Source organism: Streptomyces sp. NBC_00237, assembly GCF_026342435.1.
Classification (GTDB): Bacteria; Actinomycetota; Actinomycetes; order Streptomycetales; family Streptomycetaceae; genus Streptomyces.
The window spans coordinates 223163-244661 of the sequence record NZ_JAPEMT010000002.1; the positions used below are offsets into that span (position 1 = coordinate 223163).

Consider the following 21499-nt stretch of genomic DNA (forward strand, 5'->3'; position numbering starts at 1 on the left):
GAGGTCCCCTTGCCCGTGAGTCGCCCCCTCTCCGGCCGTACTCGCTCCCGTCGTCGCCGTCTCGCGCTCGCGACGCTGCTGGTGGCCTCGCTCGCGGCGGGCTCCTTCCCGGCGACGGCCGACGCCCCGGCTCCCGGCCCGGCCCCGTACGCACTCGTCCACGACGGCACGCTGTCCGAGGAGGCCCTGGTCGCGCCGGGCACGAACCTGCTGATCGTCGGCGTCGACCGGCGCAGGGGGATGACGCGGGAGCAGATCCGCAGGCTCCACGTCGGCGGCAAGGAGTGCGACTGCACCGACGTGACGATGCTGGTGCACGTCTCGGACGACGGCCGCCGGATGAGCGTGGTCTCGCTGCCCCGGGACTCGTACGTGCCGTTCGCCCCGCACGCCCATCCGCACCACGCGGGAAAGATCAACGGCGCCTACCAGCACGGCGGCCCCGACCTCGCGGTGCGCACGGTCGAGCAGGCCACCGGGCTGCGGATCGACCACTACCTGGAGACGGACTTCGCCCGCTTCGCCGACGCCGTCGACGCGCTGGGCGGCGCACAGGTGTGCACGGACAAGCTCCTGGAGGACCGGAACTCGGGGCTGCACCTCACTCCCGGCACCCATGTGCTGACGGGCGCGAAGGCGCTGCGGTACGCGCGGGCCCGGAAGGTGTCGCCGCCCGGCGACCTGGGCCGGGTGCGCCGTCAGCAGCGGCTGCTGCTCGGGCTGCTGACGCGGCTGTCCGATGCGGGGGCGCTGAGCAACCCGGTGCGGCTGGTCGACGCGGCGTCGGCGCTGCTCCCGCACCTGCGCACGGACGCGGGCACGGATGTGGCGACACTGTTCAAGCTGGGCTGGGGACTGCGTGAACTGCGCGCGGATCAGCTGGAGTTCGCGACCGTACCGATGAAGGAGTTCGACCACCGGGTGCCGGGGTGGGGTTCGACGCTGGTGTGGGACCAGGTGCGCGCCGACCGGCTCTTCGCGGCGCTGCGGGAGGACCGGTCGGTCACCGAGGAGGTAACGCTGCGGGCGGTACCGGTGGAGATGGAGCCGAGCACGGTGCCGGTGCGGGTGGACGACCCGGACGTGGCGGAGGCCCTGCGGCGCAGCGGCTTCGACGTGACGAAGGGCGAGCCGCCGACGGTACGGGCCGAGGGGCCGACCGTGATCACGTACGACCCGCACTGGGAGCGGTACGCCTCCACCCTGGCGGCGGCGCTGCCGGGGGCGGTGCTGCGGCCGGTCGCCGGGCACGGGCACGCGTTCCAGGTGGAGGTGGGAAACGCGGGGCGGTCGGTGGTGGAGGTGGCGTACGACAGGAGCATGGTGGAGGGGGCGCCGGTGACGGGCGAACAGCTGCGTTGCCGCTAGCGCGTGGTGCGGGCGCGGACACGGTGGCGCTGCGACCGACGGCCGACGAGCCGCACCCGGAGGAGTTGCGGGGGCTGGTCCTCTGGGGTTCGCCGGGCTCGGGGAGGTGTTCCTCGGTCGGGCCGGAAGACCTCAACGTGCCGTCAGGAGACCCGTCACCCAGGCGCCCGCCGCCGGTGCTTCATCCGTGGGATTGACGTCGCGTCAGCACGCCTGATATTAATCCACCAAGTGCTTGGTGAATTAATGGAGGCGGACATGGCGGCAGCGCGACGCGGTAGGCCACCGGCTGGTCCGGAGCGTCGGAACGCTCTCGTGCAGGCGGCGTACCAATGCCTGGCCGAGAGCGGGTTCGAGCGGTTGCGGTTGCGGGACGTGGCCGCCCACGTGGGCATCGACCACTCGTCGATCCACCACCACTTCCCCACCAAACAGGACCTGGTGGTGGCGGTCGTCGACCACGCCACCCAGCAGTTCCGGTCGACCACACCGCCGGACGGCAGCCCCGTCGAGCGCCTGCGGCACCATCTGGCCACCCTCGCCCAGAAGATCGTCGATCAGCCCGAACTCCACATCGTCCTGCGCGAACTGGACCTGCGAGCCCGGCGCGACCCCGAGCTGCGGAAGATCATCGCCAGCCACGAAGAGGGCTGGCGGAACTCACTGCACGCTCTGCTGACCAATGCCGCGGCCGCCGGTGCGCTGGCCCCCGATGTCGACCCGGCGACGGGAGCGGAGCTGGTCATCGCCACCGTCAAGGGGGCGAGCCTGTCTTCCGACCGCGCCGGCGACGTCCTCGAACTCCTCGAACAGCTGCTGATCCGAGCTTGACCCCCGCCAGCCCCAGGAGGAACACCCCATGTCCACACGTCGACTCCGGGTCATCATCATCGGCGGAGGCATCGGCGGCCTGTGCCTGGCGCAGGGCCTGAACACCGCCGGAATCGACGTCGCTGTCTACGAACGCGACGCCGACCCCGATGCACGGACGCAGGGCTACCGGCTCAACATCGAACCGGTCGGCAGCCGGGCACTGCACGACTGCCTGCCCGCGCACCTCTGGCAGATCCTGGTGGCCACCGCCGGTGATTCCGGGCCCGGCATGGGGGTGTTCACCGAGAAGATGCGGCTGCTGATGCGGGAGGACGCCCCACCCGCAGGGCTCGACCCGACCGAACAGACACACGCCGTCAGCCGGGTCACCCTGCGGCGGCTGTTACTCGCCGGCCTGGACGGCATCGTCCACTTCGGCAAAGAGACCACCGGCTACCGGCAGAACGCCGACGGCACCGCCACCGCCCTTTTCACCGACGGCACCTCGGCCACCGGCGACCTGCTGGTCGGCGCGGACGGCGCCAACTCACGCGTACGGCGGCAACTGCTGCCTCACGCACGGCGCACCCCCGCACCCGGCGTCGGGATCGGCGGCAAACTTCCGCTGGGCGACGGGTCAGCATGGCTGCCCGAAGAACTGGTCAGCACCAAGAACATGTTCCTGCCGAAGCGGGACTTCCTGTTCACGGCGGTATTCCGCCGCCGGGAGACGGACGGGACCACCGCCGAACACGTCGGCGACCAGCTGCGGGCCGCCGACCTGGACCCGGGTCTCCTCGTCCAGGACGCCAAGGACGACGACTACGTCATGTGGGCCTACGTCGCCCACCGGCGCGCGCTGCCCGCCGACCTGCCCGACGCCTCGGCGGGCGGGCGCGGGCACCGGCTGCGCGACCTGGTCGCGTCCCGCCTGACGCACTGGCATCCCGACCTGCGCAAGTTGATCGCCCAGACGCCTGCGGACACCATCGAGCAGTTCGACTTCACCACCGCCCGGCAGATAAAGCCCTGGCCGACCACCCAGGTGACCGTACTGGGCGATGCCGCCCACTCCATGCCGCCGGTCGGCGGTCTCGGCGGCAACGCAGCGCTGTACGACGCCAACGTGCTGCGCCGCGCACTGATCGCGGTCGACCGGGGGGAAGCCGAACTGCTCCCCGCCGTCGCCGAGTACGAGCGCGCGATGCTGAAGAACGGCTTCGCTGCCGTGCGAGCCGCCACCATGTACCTGCGCTTGGCCACCCTGCCCAGCCACACGGTCCGAACCGTCGCACGGACGTTCTTCCGACTGTGCGGCACCATCCCCCCGCTGCGCCGCGCGATCTTCTCGGACTGACGGCAGACCGAACAGGAACGGCCCGACGCCGCTACCCGCACACGCCTGCGCCGGGCCGGGGAGGACGGCGACGGCCAGCCGGGTCGTGTTCGCTTTCAGCCGGGACAACGCGCTGCTCGGGGTGCCGTCGCTGTACTCGGCGACGGCGTACGGCGCGGTGACCGCGATCAACGTCATCGGCATCACGCCCGCGTACGGGGTGCCCGAGGGGCCGTTCGAAGAGGAGCACGGTTTGGGTCGGGAGGAAGGAGCCGCCCCCATTTCGTCCCCTTGACGATAACGACCCACCCCTCTTATCGTCGTAGCGACGAGAAAGAGGGGTCCTCCTCATGGCCGACATCACCCGGCGCTTGGGCTGGCGTCATCTGCGTTCCGCGCCCACCGCCCACATCCGCCACCACGCGCGCGGCAAGCTCGTCCACGACGGGCCGGGGCTCAGCTTCTGGTTCCGGTCACTGACCGCAGCGCTCTCCGAAGTGCCGGTCAGCGACCGGGAGTTGGCGATGGCCTTCCATGCCCGTACCGCCGACTTCCAGGACGTCACCCTCCAGGCCACGGTCACCTACCGGATCAGCGACCCGGCGGTGGCCGCCGCCCGGCTCGACTTCTCCGTCGACCCCGACTCCGGGGCCTGGCGCGGCGCGCCGCTGGAGCAGTTGGCGACGCTGCTGACCGAGACCGCTCAGCAGCACGCCCTGGACACGTTGGCCCGTATCCCCTTGGCGGAGGCACTGGTTGACGGGGTGTCAGTCGTACGGGACCGGATCGCGACCGGCCTGGAGGCCGAGCCCCGGCTGCCCGCGACCGGGATCGAGGTCGTCGCGGTGCGGGTGGTGGCGATCCGGCCCGAGGCGGACGTGGAGCGCGCCCTGCGCACCCCGGCCCGGGAGCAGATCCAGCAGGAGGCCGACCGGGCGACGTACCAGCGGCGGGCGGTCGCGGTCGAACGGGAACGGGCCATCGCCGAGAACGAGCTCGCCAGCCGGATCGAACTCGCGCGTCAGGAAGAGCGGTTGGTCGATCAGCGGGGCACCAACGCCCGCCGGGAGGCGGAGGAGTCGGCGGCGGCCGACGGAGTGAAGGCCGAGGCGGAGGCCGCCCGCACGGTACGGCTCGCGCGTGCGCAGGCCGAGGCGGCGCGGGCGGTCGGCGAGGCGCGGGCCGAGGCGCAGGCCGCGTGGCTGCGGGTGCACGGGGACGTCGCCCCGGAGATCCTGCACGCCCTGGCGGCGACCCGGCTCGCGGAGAACGTGCCGCGGATCGAGAGCCTGACCGTGTCGCCCGACGTGGTGTCGGGGATGCTGGCGCGGCTGGGCGGCGCGGGCGGGGGCAACCGCTCGTGAGCCTCGCCCCTCGGGCAGTGCTGGTCCATCGCACCAGTGAGTACGAGGAGTTGCTCGCGCGGCACGGGACGCGCGGCCAGGCCGAGTTCTTCCTGCGCTCGCGGGGCAGAAGCGTCCAGGAGGTCGAGGAGCGGCACGCGCGGACCCGGCGGGCCCTGGCGGAGGTGGCCGGGGCGGTGCCGTTGCAGTGGCGGCAGGCGCGGGTGGAGCGGGCGGACCTGGACCGGTTCCTGTTCGGTCCCGAGGACGTCGTGGTGGTGGTCGGGCAGGACGGACTGGTGGCGAACGCCGCCAAGTATCTCGACGGGCAGCCCGTGGTGGGCGTCGACACCGATCCGGGACGCAATCCCGGTGTGCTGGTGCGGCACCGGGCGGCGGACGCGGGGAAGCTGATGCGGGCGGCGGCGGGGGCGGGCGGGGCGGGCGAGCTGCTGACGATGGTGGAGGCGGTGGCGGACGACACCCAGCGGTTGGTGGCGCTCAACGAGATCTTCCTCGGCCCGGCGGGGCACCAGACGGCGCGTTACCGGATCGGCCTCGACGACACCCCGGGGGACGAGGCCCAGGCATCCTCCGGCGTGCTGATCGGGACGGGCACCGGGGCGACCGGGTGGCTGCGCTCGCTCTGGCTGGAACGCGGGTCGGCGCTGGCCCTGCCGGGACCGAGGGATCCGGGCCTGGCTTGGTTCGTCCGGGAGGCGTGGCCGTCGCCGACGACGGGGACCTCGCGGGTGGAGGGGGTGCTGGCGGGGACCGAGAGGCTGCGGGTGACGGTGGAGTCGGACCGGATGGTGGCGTTCGGGGACGGGATGGAGGGGGACGCGGTGGAGGTGGGGTGGGGGCAGACGGTGCGGGTGGGGAGGGCCGAGGTCGGGTTGCGGCTGGTGGGGTGAGAAGGGCGGGAGCCGCACAGAGCATGCCCCGAGGGCGCGGGAGCCGCGGAGCATGCCCTAAGGGCGCGGGGAACCGCACGACCAGCCCCAACGCAACCGCACAGAAGCGAAGTTGGCGCACACCATCCCTCCTCTCGGCCATACGGTCACCGTGGTGGTGACGGTCGGGCTGATCCCACACGGGCTGCCGTGCGGGGCGCAGGCGACCTCCTCGGCGTCTTGACGCGCACCCGTCCCGGGCGGACACTCTTGCCACCCCGACGCCGAAGCTAAGTTCACTGGACGAACGAACAGAAGCCAAGGCCCTCACCTCCCCCACACCACAAGGGACTTGGATGACCGCCTCCGCTCCCCCGGACCGCCCGCACACCTTCCGCTCCGTCCTGCCCGTGCTCGCCCTGTGCTGGCTGGCCGTCTTCTTCGACGGCATGGACGTCAACATCTACGGCGCGGTCATGCCGCACATGCTCGACGACCCCGGCCTCGGCCTGACTCCGTCCGGCGCGGGCACCATCGGCAGCTGGACCACGTTCGGCATGCTCATCGGCGCGCTCACCGCCGGGAACCTCACCGACTGGCTGGGCCGCCGCCCGATGCTGGCGGGCAGCGTGCTGCTCTTCTCCCTGGGGTCGGCGTTGTGCGCGCTGGCGGGAACGCCCGCGCTCTTCGGTGCGGGCCGTTTCGTCGCGGGGCTCGGGCTCGGCGGGCTGATGCCGCTGTGCCTGGCGATGGTGATGGAGTTCGCGCCGCCGCGCCGGGCCGCGCTCACCGCGGGGCTCCTGATGACCTCGTACCACGCGGGCGGCATGGTGGCGACGGGGCTCGGGCTGACGCTCGCTCCGGCGGCGGGGTGGCGCTGGGTGTTCTGGGCGGGGGTACTGCCCGCCGTGATCGCCGTACCGCTGCTGCTGAAGCTGATGCCGGAGTCGCCGGGGGTGCTGCTCGCGCGCGGGGAGCGGGCGCGGGCCGACGCGGTCGCCGACCGGTACGGGCTGGCGCGGCCGACGGCGACGGCGGCTCCGGCGGCCGGTGCGAAGGGGCGGTGGAACGCCGTGCTTGCCCTGTTCCGGCCGGAGTCGCGGTGGGCGACGCCGCTGCTCTGGCTGGCGTCGTTCTGCGGACTGCTGCTCGTGTACGGGGTGTCGACGTGGCTGCCGCAGATGATGCGGGCCTCGGGGTACGGGCTCACGTCGTCGGTCAGCTTCCTCATGGTCGTCAACGCGGGCGGCATCGTCGGCATGCTGATCGCGGGCCGCACCGCCGACCGGTTCGGGGCGGTGCGGGTGTCGGCGATCTGGTTCGTGCTCACGGCGGTCGGCGCGCTGCTGCTGAAGTCGCACCTGCCGCTGGGGTGGACGTACGTCGTCGTGGCCGTCACCGGGGTGTGGCTGTTCAGTGCGCAGGTGATGGTGTACGCGGCGAGCAACACGCTCTACCGGGACAGCGAGCGGGCCGCCGGGCTCGGCTGGGTGACCGGGGTCGGGCGGACGGGTGCGGTGTTCGGGCCGTGGCTGGGCGGGGCGCTGGCGTCGAGCGGCAACCAGAGCTGGGGCTTCACGTCGTTCGCGCTGGCGGGGCTGCTGGGCGCGGCGGCGATCTCGCTGGTGCCGGTGGCGGTGCGGCTCGGCGGGCGCAGCCGTACAACTCCGTCCGCCTCCGGTGCGGCTCAGCCCGCTCAGCCCGCTCAGCCCGCTCGTCCCGTGAAGGGCAGCCCCGGGTAGCTCCGTCAGCCCGTGAAGGGCAATCCCGCGTAGTTCTCCGCCAGTTCGGCCGCCGCGTGCTGCGAGGAGGCGATGCGGTCGAGCTGGGAGATCTGGAGCCGGGTCTGGAACGGGGACTGGTCGGGCTCGGTGTGGAGCGTCGTCGTCATGAAGTACGAGAAGTGCTCGGCGCGCCAGACCCGGCGCAGGGCCGCGTCCGAGTACGCGTCGAGGAGGTCCGTGGCTCCGGTGGTGTGCAGCCGGGTGAACGCCTCGGCGAGGCGTACGACGTCGGCTGCGGCCAGGTTGAGGCCCTTGGCCCCGGTCGGCGGGACGATGTGGGCGGCGTCCCCAGCGAGGAGCACACGGCCGTACCGCATGGGCTCGGTGACGTAACTCCGCATGGGGAGAACGGACTTGGCGGTGATCGGGCCGCGTTCCAGCTTCCAGCCGGGGTCGGCGGCCGTGGCGAAGCGGGCGTCGAGTTCGTCCCAGATCCGAGTGTCTGACCAGTCGGCGGGGTCGGTGCCGTTCGGGACCTGGAGGTAGAGGCGGCTGACGGTGGGCGAGCGCATGCTGGCGAGGGCGAATCCGCGCTCGTGGTGGGCGTAGATCAGCTCGTCGTAGACCGGGCGGGCGTCGGCGAGGATGCCCAGCCAGGAGTAGGGGTACGTGCGCTCGTACGTCGTGCGGACGGAGTCCGGGACTGCGGTGCGGGTGACGCCGTGGAAGCCGTCGCAGCCGACGACGTAGTCGCAGGTGAGGGTCTTGTCCTCGCCGTCGTGGCGGTAGCGGACGGTGGGGCGGTCGGTGTCGGCCCCCTCGACGGCGGTGACGTCCGCCCCGAACAACAGCGGTCCGCCGTAGGCGAGTTGGAGGGCTATCAGGTCCTTCACGACCTCGGTCTGGGCGTACACCATGACGCTGCGTCCGCCCGTGAGGGCGGGAAAGTCGATCCGGTGGGCGCGGCCGTCGAAGCGCAGCTCGATGCCGTCGTGCGGCATGCCTTCGACGTCCATGCGGGTACCGGCTCCGGCGGAGCGGAGGACGTCGACGGTGCCCTGTTCGAGGATTCCGGCGCGCTGGCGTTGCTCGACGTAGGCGCGGTCGCGGGCTTCCAGGACGACGCTGTCGATGCCCGCGTTGTGCAGGAGGCGGGCGAGGAGGAGTCCGGCAGGGCCGCCGCCGATGATGCCGACTGTGGTGTGCATGGGGTCAGTTGTCCGTTTCGCTGATGGGTTCTTCGACGGCTTCGTCCAGCACGCGTTGGGCGATGCCGAAGGCAGAGTTGGCGGCCGGTACGCCGCAGTAGACGGCGGACTGGAGGAGGACTTCGCCGATCTCGTCGTGACTGAGTCCGTTGCGCAGGGCGGCGCGTACGTGCAGGGCGAGTTCGTCGTGGTGGCCGCCCGCGACGAGGGCGGTGAGGGTGACGCAGCTGCGGGTGCGCCGGTCGAGGGTGTCGCCGGTCCAGATCTCGCCCCAGGCGTAGCGGGTGATGAAGTCCTGGAAGCGGGCGGTGAGGGGGGTGGTCCGGGCGATGGACCGGTCCACGTGGGCGTCGCCGAGAACGGCACGCCGTACGGTCATTCCGTCGTGGTGGGCGCGGCGCTCGGTCCGGTCGGGGCCGGGGGCCGGGGTGGTGAAGTGCCCCTGGAGCGCGGCGAGTACGGCGTTCGGTCGCTCGACTCCGGCGAGGTGCGCGGCGTGCGGGATCTCAACGAGTCCGGCGTCGGGGATGCCGTCGGCCAGGAGACGTGCGGCGGCGGGCGGGGTCGCGGCGTCCGCGCGCCCGGCGACGACGAGGGTCGGGGCGGTGATCTTGCCGAGGTCGTCGCGCAGGTCGAAGGCGGCGAGCGCGTCGCAGCAGGCCGCGTAGGCGGCCGGGGCCACTTTCCTCTGGGCTGCGGCCAGTTCGGCTGCGGCGCTCCCTTCGAACCCTGGCGTGAACCAGCGTCCCGGCGCGGTCGCCACGAGCGGCTCCATGCCCTCGCGGCGGACCAACTGGGCGCGCTTTTGCCACGCTTGGGGTGTGCCGAAGCAGGCGGCCGTACAGACGAGGGCCAGTCGCTCGACGCGCTCGGGGTGGTGTACGGCGAGCCAGGATCCGACCGCTCCGCCGAGCGAGATCCCCGCGTACGAGAACCGCTCGATGCCGAGCGCGTCGGCGAGCGCGAGTACGAGCCGCCCGAGGTCGGCGACGGTCGCCCCGGGTTCGATCAGCTGGGCGGCGGACCCGCCGTGCCCGGGCAGGTCCCACCGTACGACCCGGAACCGGTCTGCCAGTGCGGCGGCTTGGGTGTCCCAGACGGCGAGGGTGGTCCCGAGGGAGGGCCCGAGGAGGAGGGGCGGGGCGTCGGCGGGCCCTTCGGTGCGGTGGTGGAGGAGGGGGTGGTTCATCGGGGGTCCTGACCGGGGGTGCGGGGGTGGTGGGAGAGGGGCTGCCGGGCGAGGGCCCGGTCGACGAGCTCGGGGGCGGAGCCCAGGTACCGGGTGGGGTCGGTGAGGTCGCGGACGCGCTCGGCGGTGCACACCTCCAGGACCGCCGGGTCCCGGCCGAGCGCCTCCGCGAGGTGCGTGCCGTGTTCCGTGGCGTGCCGGGTGGCCCGCGCCAGGGCCTGCTTGGCCTCCGCACGGCCGAGCAGCGGGGCGAGGGCGGCGCTCAGACGTTCCGAGACGATCAGCCCCGCCGTGCGGTCGAGGTTGGCGCGCATGCGGTCGGGGTGGACCGTCAGCCCCGCGCAGAGTTCGGCCGCGTCCCGGGCCGCGCCGCCCGTGAGGCGGAGTGCGTCGCGCAGGGGCTGCCACTCCGCGTGCCAGGCCCCTGCGGGGCGTTCGTCCTCGGCCGCCAAGGACGTGTACAACACCGCTGCGAGGGAGGGGAGTTGGCGTGCGGTGGCGGCGATCAGGGTGGCGCGGACGGGGTTGCTCTTGTGCGGCATCGCGGAGGAGTCGCCTCCCGAGCCTTCGGCGAGTTCGCCGATTTCGGTGCGCGATAGCACCAGCACGTCTGCGGCGATCTTGCCGAGCGTCCCCGCGGTGAGGGCGAGCGCGCCCGCCAGGTCCGCGACCGGGGTACGCAGGGTGTGCCAGGGCAGGACGGGGGCGACGAGGCCGAGCTCGGAGGCGTACGCCGGCACCAGGTCGAGCGGAGGCGCACCGAACTCTCCGAAGGCCGCCAACGTGCCTGCCGCACCGCCCAGTTGCGCGGGCAGCGACCCACGCACCGTCACGAGCCTGTCGTACGCGTCCAGGACCAGTGAGCGCCAGCCCGCCGCCTTCAGCCCGAAGGTGGTCGGGACGGCGTGCTGGGTGAGCGTACGGCCCGGCATGGGGGTCGCCCGGTGGTGTGCGGCGAGCGCGGCCAGCGCGTCGGCCGTACGGTCCAGATCGGCCAGGACGTGGTCCAGGGTGCGTGCCGCGACCAGCATCAGGGCCGTGTCGAGGATGTCCTGACTGGTCGCGCCTCGGTGCACGAACTCCGCGTCGGCAGCGGAGAGTTGGGCGACGCGCTCGGTCAGGTCCGCGATCAGCGGGATCACCGGGTTGCCGCCCGCCCGTGCCCGCAGGGCCAGGTCCCGTACGTCGTACCGGTGCGCTTCGGCCGCCGCCGTCACGGCTGTCGCGGCGCTCGCGGGGGCCGCCCCGACGCGGGCCTGCGCCCGGGTCAGCGCGGCTTCGGCGTCAAGCAGGGCCTGGAGGAAGGCGTGGTCCCCGGTCGCGGCCTCCGCCGGGCCGCCGGTCGAGCCGGGCGAGAAGAGGTTGCCGGAGGCCGAGAACTCAGCGGAATTCAAGGAACACCGTCTCCCGCTCCCCCTGCACGCGGATGTCGAAGCGCCGCAGCCCGTCCGCCTCGGGCACCGCCAGCAGCGTGGCGCGGCGGTCGGCGGGGAGGTCGGCGAGCGGCCCCTCGCGCACGTCGTCCGTGAAGTACGCCCGGGTGTACAGGTGGTGCGTCAGGCCGCGCGCGAAGACGCAGACCGCGAGGTACGGGAGGCTGGACGGCGGTGCCAGGGTTCGGACCGCCCAGTGCCCGTCCGCGTCCGTCGCGACGCGCCCGAAGCCGGTGAAGTCGACACCGTTGCGGCCGAGGAAGCCGCCGGTCACGGGGTCGCGGCGGAGCGTGCCCGGACGGCCGTCGAGGGAGCCGTCGGGGGCCGCCTGCCAGGTCTCGATCACCGCGTCGGGCATCGGTGCGCCGTTCCCGTCGCGTACGTGTCCGTGCACGGTGATCGTGCCCGGGTGGCCCGCGGGGGCGATGTCTCCGCCGCCTCGGAAGGGCAGCGCGTAGCCGTAGAACGGGCCGACCGTCTGCGAGGGGGTGGGCGGGAGCGAGGTGGCCATCAGTGGTTCTCCTCGGGGTCGGGCAGTGTGGCGGCGGGCCCGTCCAGCACGATGTCCCAGCGGTAGCCGAGCGACCGTTCGGGGCGCGAGAGAGCGTGGTCGTACGTGGCGACGAGCCGGTCCCGGGCGGCCTGGTCGGTGACCGACTGGAGGATCGGGTCGTACGGGAAGAGCGGGTCGCCGGGGAAGTACATCTGGGTGATCAGGCGCTGGGTGAAGGCGGTGCCGAAGAGCGAGAAGTGGAGGTGTGCGGGCCGCCAGGCGTTGCGATGGTTCCGCCACGGGTACGCGCCCGGCTTGACGGTGGTGAAGGAGTACACCCCCTGATCGCCCGTCAGGCACCTTCCCACGCCGGTGAAGTTGGGGTCGAGCGGTGCGGGGTGCTGGTCGCGCTGGTGGGCGTACCGGCCCGACGCGTTCGCCTGCCAGAGCTCGACGAGCTGGCCGCGTACGGGGCGGCCGTCGCGGTCGAGGACGCGCCCGCTGACGGTGATGCGCTCGCCGAGCGGCTCCCCCTGGTGCTGCCGGGTGAGGTCGGCGTCGAGGTCCGTCACGTCGGTGACACCGAAGACGGGACCGCGCAGCTCGGCGGCCTCCGGGTCGCCGTCGCCGGTGAGGGCGACGAGCGGTTGGTGCGGGTGGCGCAGGACGCTGCTGCGGTACGGGGTGAAGTCGCGCGGCGGGTGGTGCGGGGCCCGGGCGCCTTCCGCGACCGCCTTGGCGACGGCCTCGTGCCGCTCCGCCATCTCGGCGCATATCTGCTTCTGCGTCAGTTCTGGTTTGCTCAAGGGGTGTTCACCTTTCGAGTACGAGTGCGAGGCCCTGCCCGACGCCGATGCACAGGGTGGCGATCCCGGTGCCGGAACCGGCTGCGGCGAGCTGGTGGGCGACGGCCCCGGTGATGCGGGCTCCGGACGCGCCGAGGGGGTGGCCGACGGCGAGGGCGCCGCCGCGCGGGTTGACGACGGCGGGATCCAGGCCGGGCCACTGGGTGAGGCAGGCGAGGGCCTGGGCGGCGAAGGCTTCGTTCAGCTCGACGACGTCGAGGTCGCCCACCCCGCGACCGGCCTTCTTCAGGGCGCGCCGGACCGCTTCGACGGGGCCCGCGCCGAAGTACTGCGGCTCGATGCCGGTGACGGCACAGGCGCTGATGCGGGCGAGGGGTTCGCGGCCGGTGGCACGCAGGCCGTCCTCGTCGGCGAGGAGGAGGGCCGCCGCGCCGTCGTTGAGCGGGGAGGAGTTCCCCGCGGTGACGGTGCCGCCCTCGCGGAAGACGGGCCCCAGTTTGGCGAGGGCCTCGATGGTGGAGGACTCGCGGACGCATTCGTCCCGGGTCAGGTCGACGCCCTCGACGGGGACGACTTCGCCGTCGTACAGGCCGTTCCGCCATGCCGCTGCGGCTCTTTGATGACTCGTCAGGGCGAAGGCGTCCTGCGCCTCGCGGGTCACGCCGTAACGGTCGGCGACGAGTTCGGCCCCCTCCCCCAGCGCGACCGTCCACTCTTCGGGCATGCGGGGGTTGGTCATCCGCCAGCCGAGGGTGGTGGAGTACAGCTGCTGGTGACCGGCCGGGAAGGCGCGCTCGGGCTTGGGCAGCACCCAGGGGGCGCGGCTCATGGACTCGACTCCGCCCGCGACGGCGACCGAGGCGTCGCCGACGGCGATGGCGCGGGCCGCCTGGATGACGGCCTCCATGCCGGAGCCGCAGAGCCGGTTGACGGTGACCCCCGGCACGGACACCGGGAGCCCGGCGAGGAGGACGGCCATGCGGGCGACGTCCCTGTTCTCCTCGCCCGCACCGTTGGCGTTGCCGAAGAACACGTCGTCGATGCGGGCTGGGTCCAAGTCCGGTGTACGGGAGCAGAGTTGGCGCAGCACGGTCGCGGCGAGGTCGTCGGGCCGCACACCGGCCAGCGCACCGCCGTACTTGCCGACCGGGGTGCGGACGGCATCCACCACGTATACGTCACGGAGCGTCGTCATCGGCCCGCCACCTCCCCGAGGGCCACGGGGGCGCCCGTCTTCTCGATCAGCTCTTCCGCGCTCACTCCGGGCGCGGTCTCGATCAGGACCAGTCCGGCGTCGGTGACGTCCAGGACGCCGAGGTCGGTGATGACGCGGTGCACGCACGCCTTGCCGGTGAGCGGCAGGGTGCACTCCCCCACGATCTTCGGGGTGCCGTCCTTGGCGGTGTGGTCGGTGAGGACGATGACCCGGCGGGCTCCGTGGACGAGGTCCATGGCACCGCCCATGCCCTTGATCATCTTGCCGGGCACGGACCAGTTGGCGAGGTCGCCGCCTGCCGAGACCTGCATGGCGCCGAGGATCGCGGTGTCGATGTGCCCGCCCCGGATCATCCCGAAGGAGAGGGCGGAGTCGAAGAAGGAGGAGCCGGGGAGGACCGTGACCGTCTCCTTGCCCGCGTTGATCAGATCCGGGTCGACCTCCGTCTCCTTCGGGTACGGGCCGACGCCGAGCAGTCCGTTCTCGGAGTGCAGGACGACGTCGATGCCGTCGGGGAGGTGGTTGGGGACGAGGGTCGGCAGGCCGATGCCGAGGTTGACGTAGCTGCCGTCGGTCAGTTCGGCGGCGGCGCGGGCGGCCATCTCCGCTCGGGTCCAGCTCATGGACGTACCGTCTCTCGGGTCGGAGGCGCGGAGATCATGCGCCGCTCTATGGCCTTGTCGGCGGCCTGCTCCGGGGTCAGTGCCACCACCCGCTGCACGAAGACGCCCGGTACGTGCACCGCGTCCGGATCCAGCTCGCCCGGCTCGACGAGTTCTTCCACCTCGGCGATCGTGATCCGTCCGGCCGTCGCGGAGAGCGGGTTGAAGTTCCGTGCCGAGCGGCGGAAGACGAGGTTTCCGTGCCGGTCGCCCTGCCAGGCCCGTACGAGTGCGAAGTCGGTGCGGATGCCGCGCTCCATGACGTACTCCTGGCCGTCGAAGATCCGCACTTCCTTGGCGGGCGAGGGCAGGGCGACCGAGCCGTCCGCCGCGTAGCGCCAGGGCAGTCCGCCGTCGGCGACCTGGGTGCCGACTCCGGCGGGGGTGAAGAAGGCGGGGACGCCCGCCCCGCCCGCGCGAAGGCGCTCCGCGAGGGTGCCCTGCGGGACGAGTTCGACCTCCAGTTCGCCGCCCAGGTACTGGCGGGCGAACTCCTTGTTCTCGCCGACGTAGGAGCCGGTGACGCGGACGATGCGGCCTGCGGCGAGCAGGATGCCGAGGCCGCCGCCGTCCACGCCGCAGTTGTTGGAGACGACGCTCAGGTCCCCGGGTCCGGCGTCGTAGAGCGCCTGGATCAGCACGTTCGGCACGCCGCTGAGTCCGAAGCCGCCGACCGCGAGGGACGCTCCGGCGGGAATGTCGGCGACCGCGTCGGCTGCGGTGGCCCTGACCTTGTCCATGAAGGAATTCCTGACCCCAGGCTGTTCGCCTGATGAACTAGAGTTCACACTTGACTCGTCCAGAGTCTGCGGCGGCCCGTCCGCCCTGTCAATGCCCCCACCCGCCCCGGGGCGCGGTCCGGCTACGGTTGCCCCTCGGACCAGCCACGGAGAACCGATGCCCGACACGAACACGACCGCCGACGACGCGCTCCCCGCCGACGGAGGCCCCGCCGTCGGAGGCCCCGCCGACGACCTGCCCGCCGAGGCCGTCGGCCCGCTGCTGCGCGGCGTCGACGTGCTGCGCCGCCTCACCGACGCGGGCGGGCGGCTGAGTCCGGGCGATCTCGTACGGTCCACGGGCCTGGCCCGCTCGACCGTCGACCGCGTCACCCAGACCCTGGCCCGGATGGGCTACCTACGGCTCGACGGCCGCGACGCCGCGCTCACGCCGCGCCTGATGGAGCTGGGCAACGCCTATCTGGCCGCGCTCCGCGTCCCCGGCCTGCTCGGCCCGCACGCGGAGCACCTCGCGGACGCGCTGGACGAGTCGGTGTCGCTCGCCGTGCCCGACCGCGACGGCATCCGTTTCGTCCACCAGTCGACGCGGCGCCGCGCGATGTCGCTCAGCTTCCGCATCGGTGACCTGCTGCCCGCCGAACGGACCGCGCCCGGCGCCCTGTTCGCGACCGACTGGGACGAAGCGGCGTGGGCGCGCTGGCGGAAGCGCCGCACGGCCGATCCGCAGGGGCTCGGCTTCCTCGCCGTACCGCCACTGGAAGACACGCCGGACGAGGCCCACTTCGCGGAGCGCACGCGGTGGGCTCGGGAACAAGGGTGGGCGCTGGACGACCAGTTGATCGAGCCGGGACTGGTCGCGCTGGCGCTCCCGGTACGGGACGCGGCCGGGCGGCCGGTGTGTGCCGTGAGCGTGGTGAGCCACACGAGCAGGCACAGCGCGGCGTCACTGCGCAAGACCGTACTGCCCCAACTACGCCTGGCCGTTGGGGAAATGGAGAAGGAGCTGCGCGAGTCTCCGGTCGAGGAGGCCGTCACCTCCCCCGCCCCACTGGCGAGTTGGACGAGCGCGTCGAAGCAGGAGTTGGGCGCCGGTTTCGTGGAGTCGCTGGCGCGCGGGCTGACCGTGCTGACGGCGTTCGGCGCGGGCCGTCCGGAGCTGACGCTGACGGGCGTGGCTCAGGCGTGCGGTCTCGCGCGGGCGACGGCACGGCGCGCGCTGATCACCTTCGTGCACCTGGGGTACGTGGAAGCCCGGGACGGGATGTTCCGGCCGACGCCCCGGGTGCTGGGGCTCGGGTTCCCGCCGCTGTCGCGGCTGTCGCTGCCGCAGATCGCGGAGCCGCACCTGGCAGCGCTGGCGCAGCGGGTGCACGACTCGACGTCGCTGTCCGTGCTGACCGGCACGGAGATCCAGTACACGGCACGGGTCGCCACCAGCCGGGTCATGAACGTCAACATCACGGTGGGCACCCGGTTTCCCGCGTACGCGACCTCCATGGGCCGCGTTCTGCTGGCCGACCTGCCCGAGGGCGAGCGTGCCGCGTTGCTCGCCGCCTCCGCGCCGCAGGCGCTCACCCCCCGCACCCGGACCTCCGTCGAGGAGCTGACAGCCCTCCTTGAGCAGGTGCGGGAGGACCGATACGCCATGACGGACGGCGAGTTGGAGGAGGGTCTGCGGTCGGTGGCCGTGCCGGTCCGGGACCGTACGGGAGTGGCGGTGGCGGCCGTCAACGTCGCCATGCACAGCAGTCGGCGGACCGCCGCAGAGGTGCGCACCGAGGTGCTGCCCGCACTGCGGTCGGCGGTCGCCGGGATCGAGGGGGACCTCGCCCAGGCCGGGAGGTTCACCCGTACGACGGCTTGCTGAAACCGACCCCGGGGCACCCTCATGGGCACGCGAGCCTCAGACAACCCGCCTACTGCCAGAACTGCGCGAGCGCACCCTCCTTGAACGGCGTCGGCGGCACCGCGAGGTCGCCCGCGAACGGCCGGTCCAGGGAGAGCGTGAGCAGCAGACTCACCCCGATCAGCGCGGCGACCGAGCCGACGAACATCAGTTGGGCCTTCCTGTTGGGGATTCCGTACAGGAAGGTCAGCGGGACCATCACGAGCGCGCCGCCGTAGACCAGCACCTTCAGCAGTATGGGCAGCTCGGACGTGGAGGCGGTGATCCGGTCGCGCCGGTCGGAGACGACGTCGTCGAGGTGCGCGACGGCCTGCGCGTAGTAGGTCTTCTCGGACTCGGTGACGGGCTCGTAGCTCTGGAGCACCTGGTAGATGCCCTGGAGTGCGCTCTCGGTGGCCCGGCTGTCCGATTTCCCCGCCCGCATCAACGGCCACTGGACCTCGACGACGGCGTGCGTGTAGTCGCCGACGGAAGCGATCAGTCTCTTCTCCACCGGCTCGGGGAAGGCGGCCGCGCCGCGGACGATCTCCGCGGCGTGGGTGGCCTCGTTGGCGACGATGTTCTCGGCGACCCCTATGCCTTCCCATTCGGCCACCACGACGAAGGCCAGGATGATGCCGTAGATCGCGCCGTACATGCCGAGCAGCACACCGACCATGTCGTTGTTGGTGCCCTTGACCACCTGCGGGAACTTGCGCCGGGTCATCATGCTGCCGAGTGCGGCGAAGACGAAGACGCCGCCGATCATCAGTATGGCGAGGCCGAGCGTGCTGAGGTGGTTCAGCAGCCACACTTCCATCGGTTCGTCGCTCCTCCCGGGACGCCCGCGGCAGACCGGCGGTCTGGGCAGCGCGGAGTGTCCGGCACGGGAAGTCTCAAACGCCTGCGCGTCGCCCGCAGCCATACCCGGACCGCCTCCCCCGTACGGACGAACCCCGGAGCCCGGAACGGCTGTGATGTAGTGGATGGTTGACGTGTTCGTTGTCCCGTACCGAAGGAGCTCTCGTGGCACTCGCACCGGAAGAACGCACCCGATTCCTCGCCGAGCCGCACATCGGCGCCCTCTCCGTCGCCGACGCCGACGGGCGGGCCCCGCTGACCGTGCCGATCTGGTACCAGTACGAGCCGGGCGGCGACCTGTGGGTCCTGACCTCGGCCGCCTCCCGCAAGGCGGACCTGATCCGGGCCGCCGGGCGCGTCTCGCTGATGGCCGACGTGACGGAGCCGACGGTCCGTTACGTGTCGGTGGAGGGGCCCGTGGTCGCGGAGGAGCCCGCCACCAAGGAGCAGCTCACCGAGATGTCGGCCCGCTACCTGCCCGCCGACAAGGTCGCGGGGTACGTGGAGTGGTCGTGGAAGGAGCACGGCGAGCAGGTCGTGTTCCGCATCCGGCCGCAGCGGTGGCTGAGCGCGGACATGGGCTCGGTCTGACCCGTTGATCCCGTAGGCCGCGATGACGCTGATCCAGGAAGCTGCTGATCCAGCAGGACGCGAAGGTTCCGGATCTCAGGGCAGACCCTGATGTCAGGCCCCGGCGGGCTGCCTATGGTTGCTTTCACCGGCACCGTTCCGCGGACGACGACGGGGGAACGACGGGGGATCTCGGGGGAGACGTCGTCCCGGAACGGATTGCTGGTACCTCTTCCTGCCGCGCCTGAGCCGGGCCCTGTGTCCCGGTTCAGGCGCGCAGATACGTCAGCACGGCCCGGACTCTGCGGTGGTCGTGCAGGTCCGCCTCCAGCGCCAGCTTGGCGAAGATGTTGCGGACGTGCGTCTCGACCGTCTTCGCGCCGATGACCAGATGACGGGCGATGGCGTCGTTGCTTCGGCCCTCCGCCATCAGCCCCAGCACCTCGCGCTCGCGGCCGGTCAGCTCGTCGAGCGGGCCCGGCGCACGCGGCGCGGCCAGCAGCCGGGCCACCACCTGCGGATCGAGGACGCTCTCGCCCGCCGCGACCCTCTTCAGCGCGCTGCCGAGGTCGTCGATGTCGGCGACGCGCTCCTTGAGCAGATAGCCGAAGCCGCGCGGGTCACGCGCCAGCTCCCGCACGGTGTCGGTGGTCTCCACGTACTGCGACAGCAGCAGAATGCCGGTCCCGGGATGCCGTTCGCGGATCGCGGCGGCGGCGCGCAGGCCCTCGTCGGTGTGCGTGGGCGGCATCCGGATGTCGAGGAGCACGGCGTCCGGGCGGTGCAGGTCGACGAGGGCGGGCAGCGCCCGGGCGTCGCCGAGTGCGGCGGCGACGTCGAATCCCGCGTCGGTGAGGAGCCGTACGATCCCCTGCCTCAGGAGCGCCGAGTCCTCCGCCACTATCACCTTCACGCCCGCTCCGCCCCGGTCCCGCCAACTGTCATGCGCACGGCAGCTCCGCCCTGATCCTGGTCCCGCCACCTGCGGGACTGTCGACGTGCAGTATCCCGTCCACGGCGGCGAGCCGGTCGGCCAGCCCCCTCAGCCCGCTCCCCAGGGCGGTGTCCGCGCCGCCGACGCCGTCGTCGACGGTCTCCACGACGAGGCGGTCGCCGGTGTGCCGGGCGGAGACGCTGACCGCGCGGGCGTGGGCGTGCTTGGCCGCGTTGGCGAGGGTCTCGCACACCGTGAAGTACGCGGTGGACTCGACGACCGGATCGTAACGGCGCGGTTCGGCGGCGACCACGACGGGAACGGCGGCCTGCTGGGCGAGCGCGGTGAGCGCGGGCCCGAGCCCTTCGCGGGTGAGGACGGCGGGGTGGATGCCGTGGGCGATGCCGCGCAGCTCTTCGAGGGCGAGGGTGAGGCTCCTCTCGACCTCGCCGAGCGAGGCGCGCAGGGACGGGTCCGGATGGTCGACGAGGCCCCGGTCGACGCGGCGCAGCGCCATCATCGCGAAGACGAGGCGGGCCTGCGCGCCGTCGTGCAGGTCGCGTTCCAGCCGTCCGCGTTCGGCGTCGGCGGCGCGCACGATCCGGGAGGTGACCTCCTTGGCCTGCGTACGCAGCCATACGTTCTCCAGGGCCAGCCGCAGCGCGGCCCCCACGGATTCGAGGAGCGCCGGGTCCTCGGCGAGCGCCGGGTCGTGCTGGAGCAGGGCGAGCGGGGTGCCCCGCGAGGAGTCGACGCGGGTACGCCCCGGCCCTTCGCCGCGTACGGTCTGGCCCGCCCCGTCGACGTATGCGCCCTTCTCCTCCGTCCAGAGCCCGAGCCGCAGGGCCGGGTCTCCCAGGACCCGGCCGAGTGCGGCGCGCAGTTCGTCCTGGTCGGGGTCGCTGCCCAGGCCGATGACGAGGTCGCCGACCTCGGCGCGCTGGAGGCGCATCCGCAGCAGACCGACGAGGAAGGCGACGGGGACGGCGACCTGGGTGATGTCGGACAGCAGGAAGACGACTTCCTGGAAGGTGCCGGTGGGCGGCGTCGGCAGGAACAGGAGCAGCAGGTCCCAGAGCAGGAACGCGGAGGCGATCGCGATGGCGATCCAGGCGGGCAGCAGCGCCCGTCGGCGCGCCACCGACGCGTGCTGCCAGCGGCGCACGATGACGACGACGAGCACGATCGACAGCAGCCAGCCGAGGGCCCGGTAGACGGTGTCGACCGGCGTGAAGAGGCCGTTCAGTGCCGGAACGTTCAGCAGATTCGGCCCGCAGTCGTTGCAGGAGAGGTACGTGGCCTCCAGGGCGACGACCGCCGGGTCGTAGGTGAGGGCGCGCAGCAGTCCGCCGACGGCGACGAGTCCGTACGAGAAGACGACGAGGCGGCGGGCGAACGCGGAGCCGGTGCGGCCGTCGGGGAAGGAGACGACGAGGTGGACGAGGACGGCCATGTTGAGCGCCTCCCACCAGGCGCCGAACGCGAAGAGGGCGGGCACCCCGGTGCCCTGGAGGTTGCCCACGAACCAGCTGACGCCCTCGGCGACCATGAGCGGCCCGGTCCGGTTGGCGGGCCGGTGCCACCAGGCGGTGAGGCCGCCACCCGCGTACGCGAGGCCGACCGCGAGGTCGCGGACGATGTCGCCCGTGCTGCCGCCCGCACGGTGGTACGCCCAGGCGCCCGCGGCCGCCGCGACGGCCGCGACGAGTGCCGCGACGGCCATGCGTATGCGCGGGGGCCCCGGTGGGCCGGGGAGTCTGTCCTGGTGCCTTTCCACGGGCCACACGGTAGGCCATCGGGGGGCGCGGAGGTCCTGCGCGTCGCACCACATCCAGCCCGTCCGGCGTGTGAGGACGCACGGGCGGACCCATTCCAGCCCGTCCGCGCTTGAGGACGCGCGGCGAAGCCGTGCAGGGGGCGAGGGGCGCAGCCCCCGTCAGTAACGGCGTCGATCCCGGCCTTCGCGAACCCGGCTGCGGCAAGGGTCTCGTCCACTCCGGCCCACCGCACATCACCCCGCCCCGT

At 72.6% G+C, this 21499-nt stretch carries 20 protein-coding genes; 9 read left to right on the top strand and 11 right to left on the bottom strand.

The window, feature by feature from the left end; genetic code table 11:
- Positions 1–15: 15 nt before the first annotated feature.
- The 7 genes from OG897_RS15340 (at position 16) to OG897_RS15370 (ending at position 7495) form a co-directional block, all read left to right on the top strand.
- Positions 16–1368, top strand: coding sequence for an LCP family protein (locus tag OG897_RS15340; RefSeq protein ID WP_266657145.1), 1353 nt, complete (start codon positions 16–18; stop codon positions 1366–1368).
- A 315-nt stretch (positions 1369–1683) separates the two neighbouring features.
- The gene (locus tag OG897_RS15345; protein WP_266657147.1) at positions 1684–2199 is read left to right on the top strand and encodes a TetR/AcrR family transcriptional regulator; all 516 of its coding nucleotides are present in this window, start codon (positions 1684–1686) and stop codon (positions 2197–2199) included.
- A gap of 28 nt (positions 2200–2227) precedes the next feature.
- Complete coding sequence (locus OG897_RS15350) at positions 2228–3538, top strand: NAD(P)/FAD-dependent oxidoreductase (protein ID WP_266657149.1); 1311 nt, start codon at positions 2228–2230, stop codon at positions 3536–3538.
- An 85-nt stretch (positions 3539–3623) separates the two neighbouring features.
- The gene (locus OG897_RS15355) at positions 3624–3812 is read left to right on the top strand and encodes a hypothetical protein (RefSeq protein WP_266657151.1); all 189 of its coding nucleotides are present in this window, start codon (positions 3624–3626) and stop codon (positions 3810–3812) included.
- Positions 3813–3867: 55 nt separating this feature from the next.
- Entirely contained in the window at positions 3868–4881 is a 1014-nt protein-coding gene (locus OG897_RS15360) for an SPFH domain-containing protein (RefSeq protein WP_266657153.1), read from the top strand.
- Positions 4878–5774, top strand: coding sequence for a hypothetical protein (locus OG897_RS15365; RefSeq protein ID WP_266657155.1), 897 nt, complete (start codon positions 4878–4880; stop codon positions 5772–5774). Before OG897_RS15360 ends, OG897_RS15365 begins: the two co-directional genes overlap by 4 nt.
- Before the next feature lie 335 nt (positions 5775–6109).
- Positions 6110–7495, top strand: a complete 1386-nt coding sequence (locus OG897_RS15370) for an MFS transporter (protein ID WP_266657157.1) — start codon at positions 6110–6112, stop codon at positions 7493–7495.
- Between the two features lie 5 nt (positions 7496–7500).
- On the opposite strand, the gene OG897_RS15375 is transcribed toward OG897_RS15370, so the two are convergent.
- From OG897_RS15375 to OG897_RS15410, 8 genes are read right to left on the bottom strand one after another with little or no spacing between them, the layout of a single operon-like run.
- A complete protein-coding gene (locus OG897_RS15375; RefSeq protein WP_266657159.1) occupies positions 7501–8685 on the bottom strand; it encodes a 4-hydroxybenzoate 3-monooxygenase in 1185 nt (394 codons plus the stop codon).
- Positions 8686–8689: 4 nt separating this feature from the next.
- Positions 8690–9874, bottom strand: coding sequence for a 3-oxoadipate enol-lactonase (pcaD, locus tag OG897_RS15380; RefSeq protein WP_266657161.1), 1185 nt, complete (start codon positions 9872–9874; stop codon positions 8690–8692).
- Entirely contained in the window at positions 9871–11268 is a 1398-nt protein-coding gene (gene pcaB, locus OG897_RS15385) for a 3-carboxy-cis,cis-muconate cycloisomerase (protein ID WP_266657163.1), read from the bottom strand. Before pcaB ends, pcaD begins: the two co-directional genes overlap by 4 nt.
- A complete protein-coding gene (gene pcaG / locus OG897_RS15390; protein ID WP_266657165.1) occupies positions 11255–11818 on the bottom strand; it encodes a protocatechuate 3,4-dioxygenase subunit alpha in 564 nt (187 codons plus the stop codon). Before pcaG ends, pcaB begins: the two co-directional genes overlap by 14 nt.
- Positions 11818–12564: a protocatechuate 3,4-dioxygenase subunit beta gene (gene pcaH, locus OG897_RS15395; protein WP_266660193.1), complete on the bottom strand. Its 747-nt coding sequence runs from the start codon at positions 12562–12564 to the stop codon at positions 11818–11820. The genes pcaG and pcaH overlap by 1 nt, the downstream gene beginning before the upstream one ends.
- A gap of 49 nt (positions 12565–12613) precedes the next feature.
- A complete protein-coding gene (locus OG897_RS15400; RefSeq protein ID WP_266657167.1) occupies positions 12614–13801 on the bottom strand; it encodes a thiolase family protein in 1188 nt (395 codons plus the stop codon).
- Entirely contained in the window at positions 13798–14445 is a 648-nt protein-coding gene (locus tag OG897_RS15405) for a 3-oxoacid CoA-transferase subunit B (protein ID WP_266657169.1), read from the bottom strand. The genes OG897_RS15400 and OG897_RS15405 overlap by 4 nt, the downstream gene beginning before the upstream one ends.
- Positions 14442–15224, bottom strand: a complete 783-nt coding sequence (locus OG897_RS15410; protein ID WP_266657171.1) for a CoA transferase subunit A — start codon at positions 15222–15224, stop codon at positions 14442–14444. Before OG897_RS15410 ends, OG897_RS15405 begins: the two co-directional genes overlap by 4 nt.
- A 157-nt stretch (positions 15225–15381) precedes the next feature.
- On the opposite strand from OG897_RS15410, the gene OG897_RS15415 reads away from it, so the two are divergent.
- Positions 15382–17091, top strand: a complete 1710-nt coding sequence (locus tag OG897_RS15415; RefSeq protein WP_266657173.1) for an IclR family transcriptional regulator C-terminal domain-containing protein — start codon at positions 15382–15384, stop codon at positions 17089–17091.
- Between the two features lie 49 nt (positions 17092–17140).
- Here OG897_RS15415 and OG897_RS15420 read toward each other — a convergent pair whose 3' ends face one another.
- A complete protein-coding gene (locus OG897_RS15420) occupies positions 17141–17929 on the bottom strand; it encodes a DUF4239 domain-containing protein (protein WP_266657174.1) in 789 nt (262 codons plus the stop codon).
- A 206-nt stretch (positions 17930–18135) separates the two neighbouring features.
- On the opposite strand from OG897_RS15420, the gene OG897_RS15425 reads away from it, so the two are divergent.
- Positions 18136–18561, top strand: a complete 426-nt coding sequence (locus OG897_RS15425; RefSeq protein ID WP_266657175.1) for a pyridoxamine 5'-phosphate oxidase family protein — start codon at positions 18136–18138, stop codon at positions 18559–18561.
- A 247-nt stretch (positions 18562–18808) separates the two neighbouring features.
- Here OG897_RS15425 and OG897_RS15430 read toward each other — a convergent pair whose 3' ends face one another.
- Both OG897_RS15430 and OG897_RS15435 read right to left on the bottom strand, forming a co-directional pair.
- Entirely contained in the window at positions 18809–19447 is a 639-nt protein-coding gene (locus tag OG897_RS15430; RefSeq protein WP_266660194.1) for a response regulator transcription factor, read from the bottom strand.
- Between the two features lie 34 nt (positions 19448–19481).
- The gene (locus OG897_RS15435; protein ID WP_266657176.1) at positions 19482–21251 is read right to left on the bottom strand and encodes a sensor histidine kinase; all 1770 of its coding nucleotides are present in this window, start codon (positions 21249–21251) and stop codon (positions 19482–19484) included.
- Positions 21252–21499 lie beyond the last annotated feature (248 nt).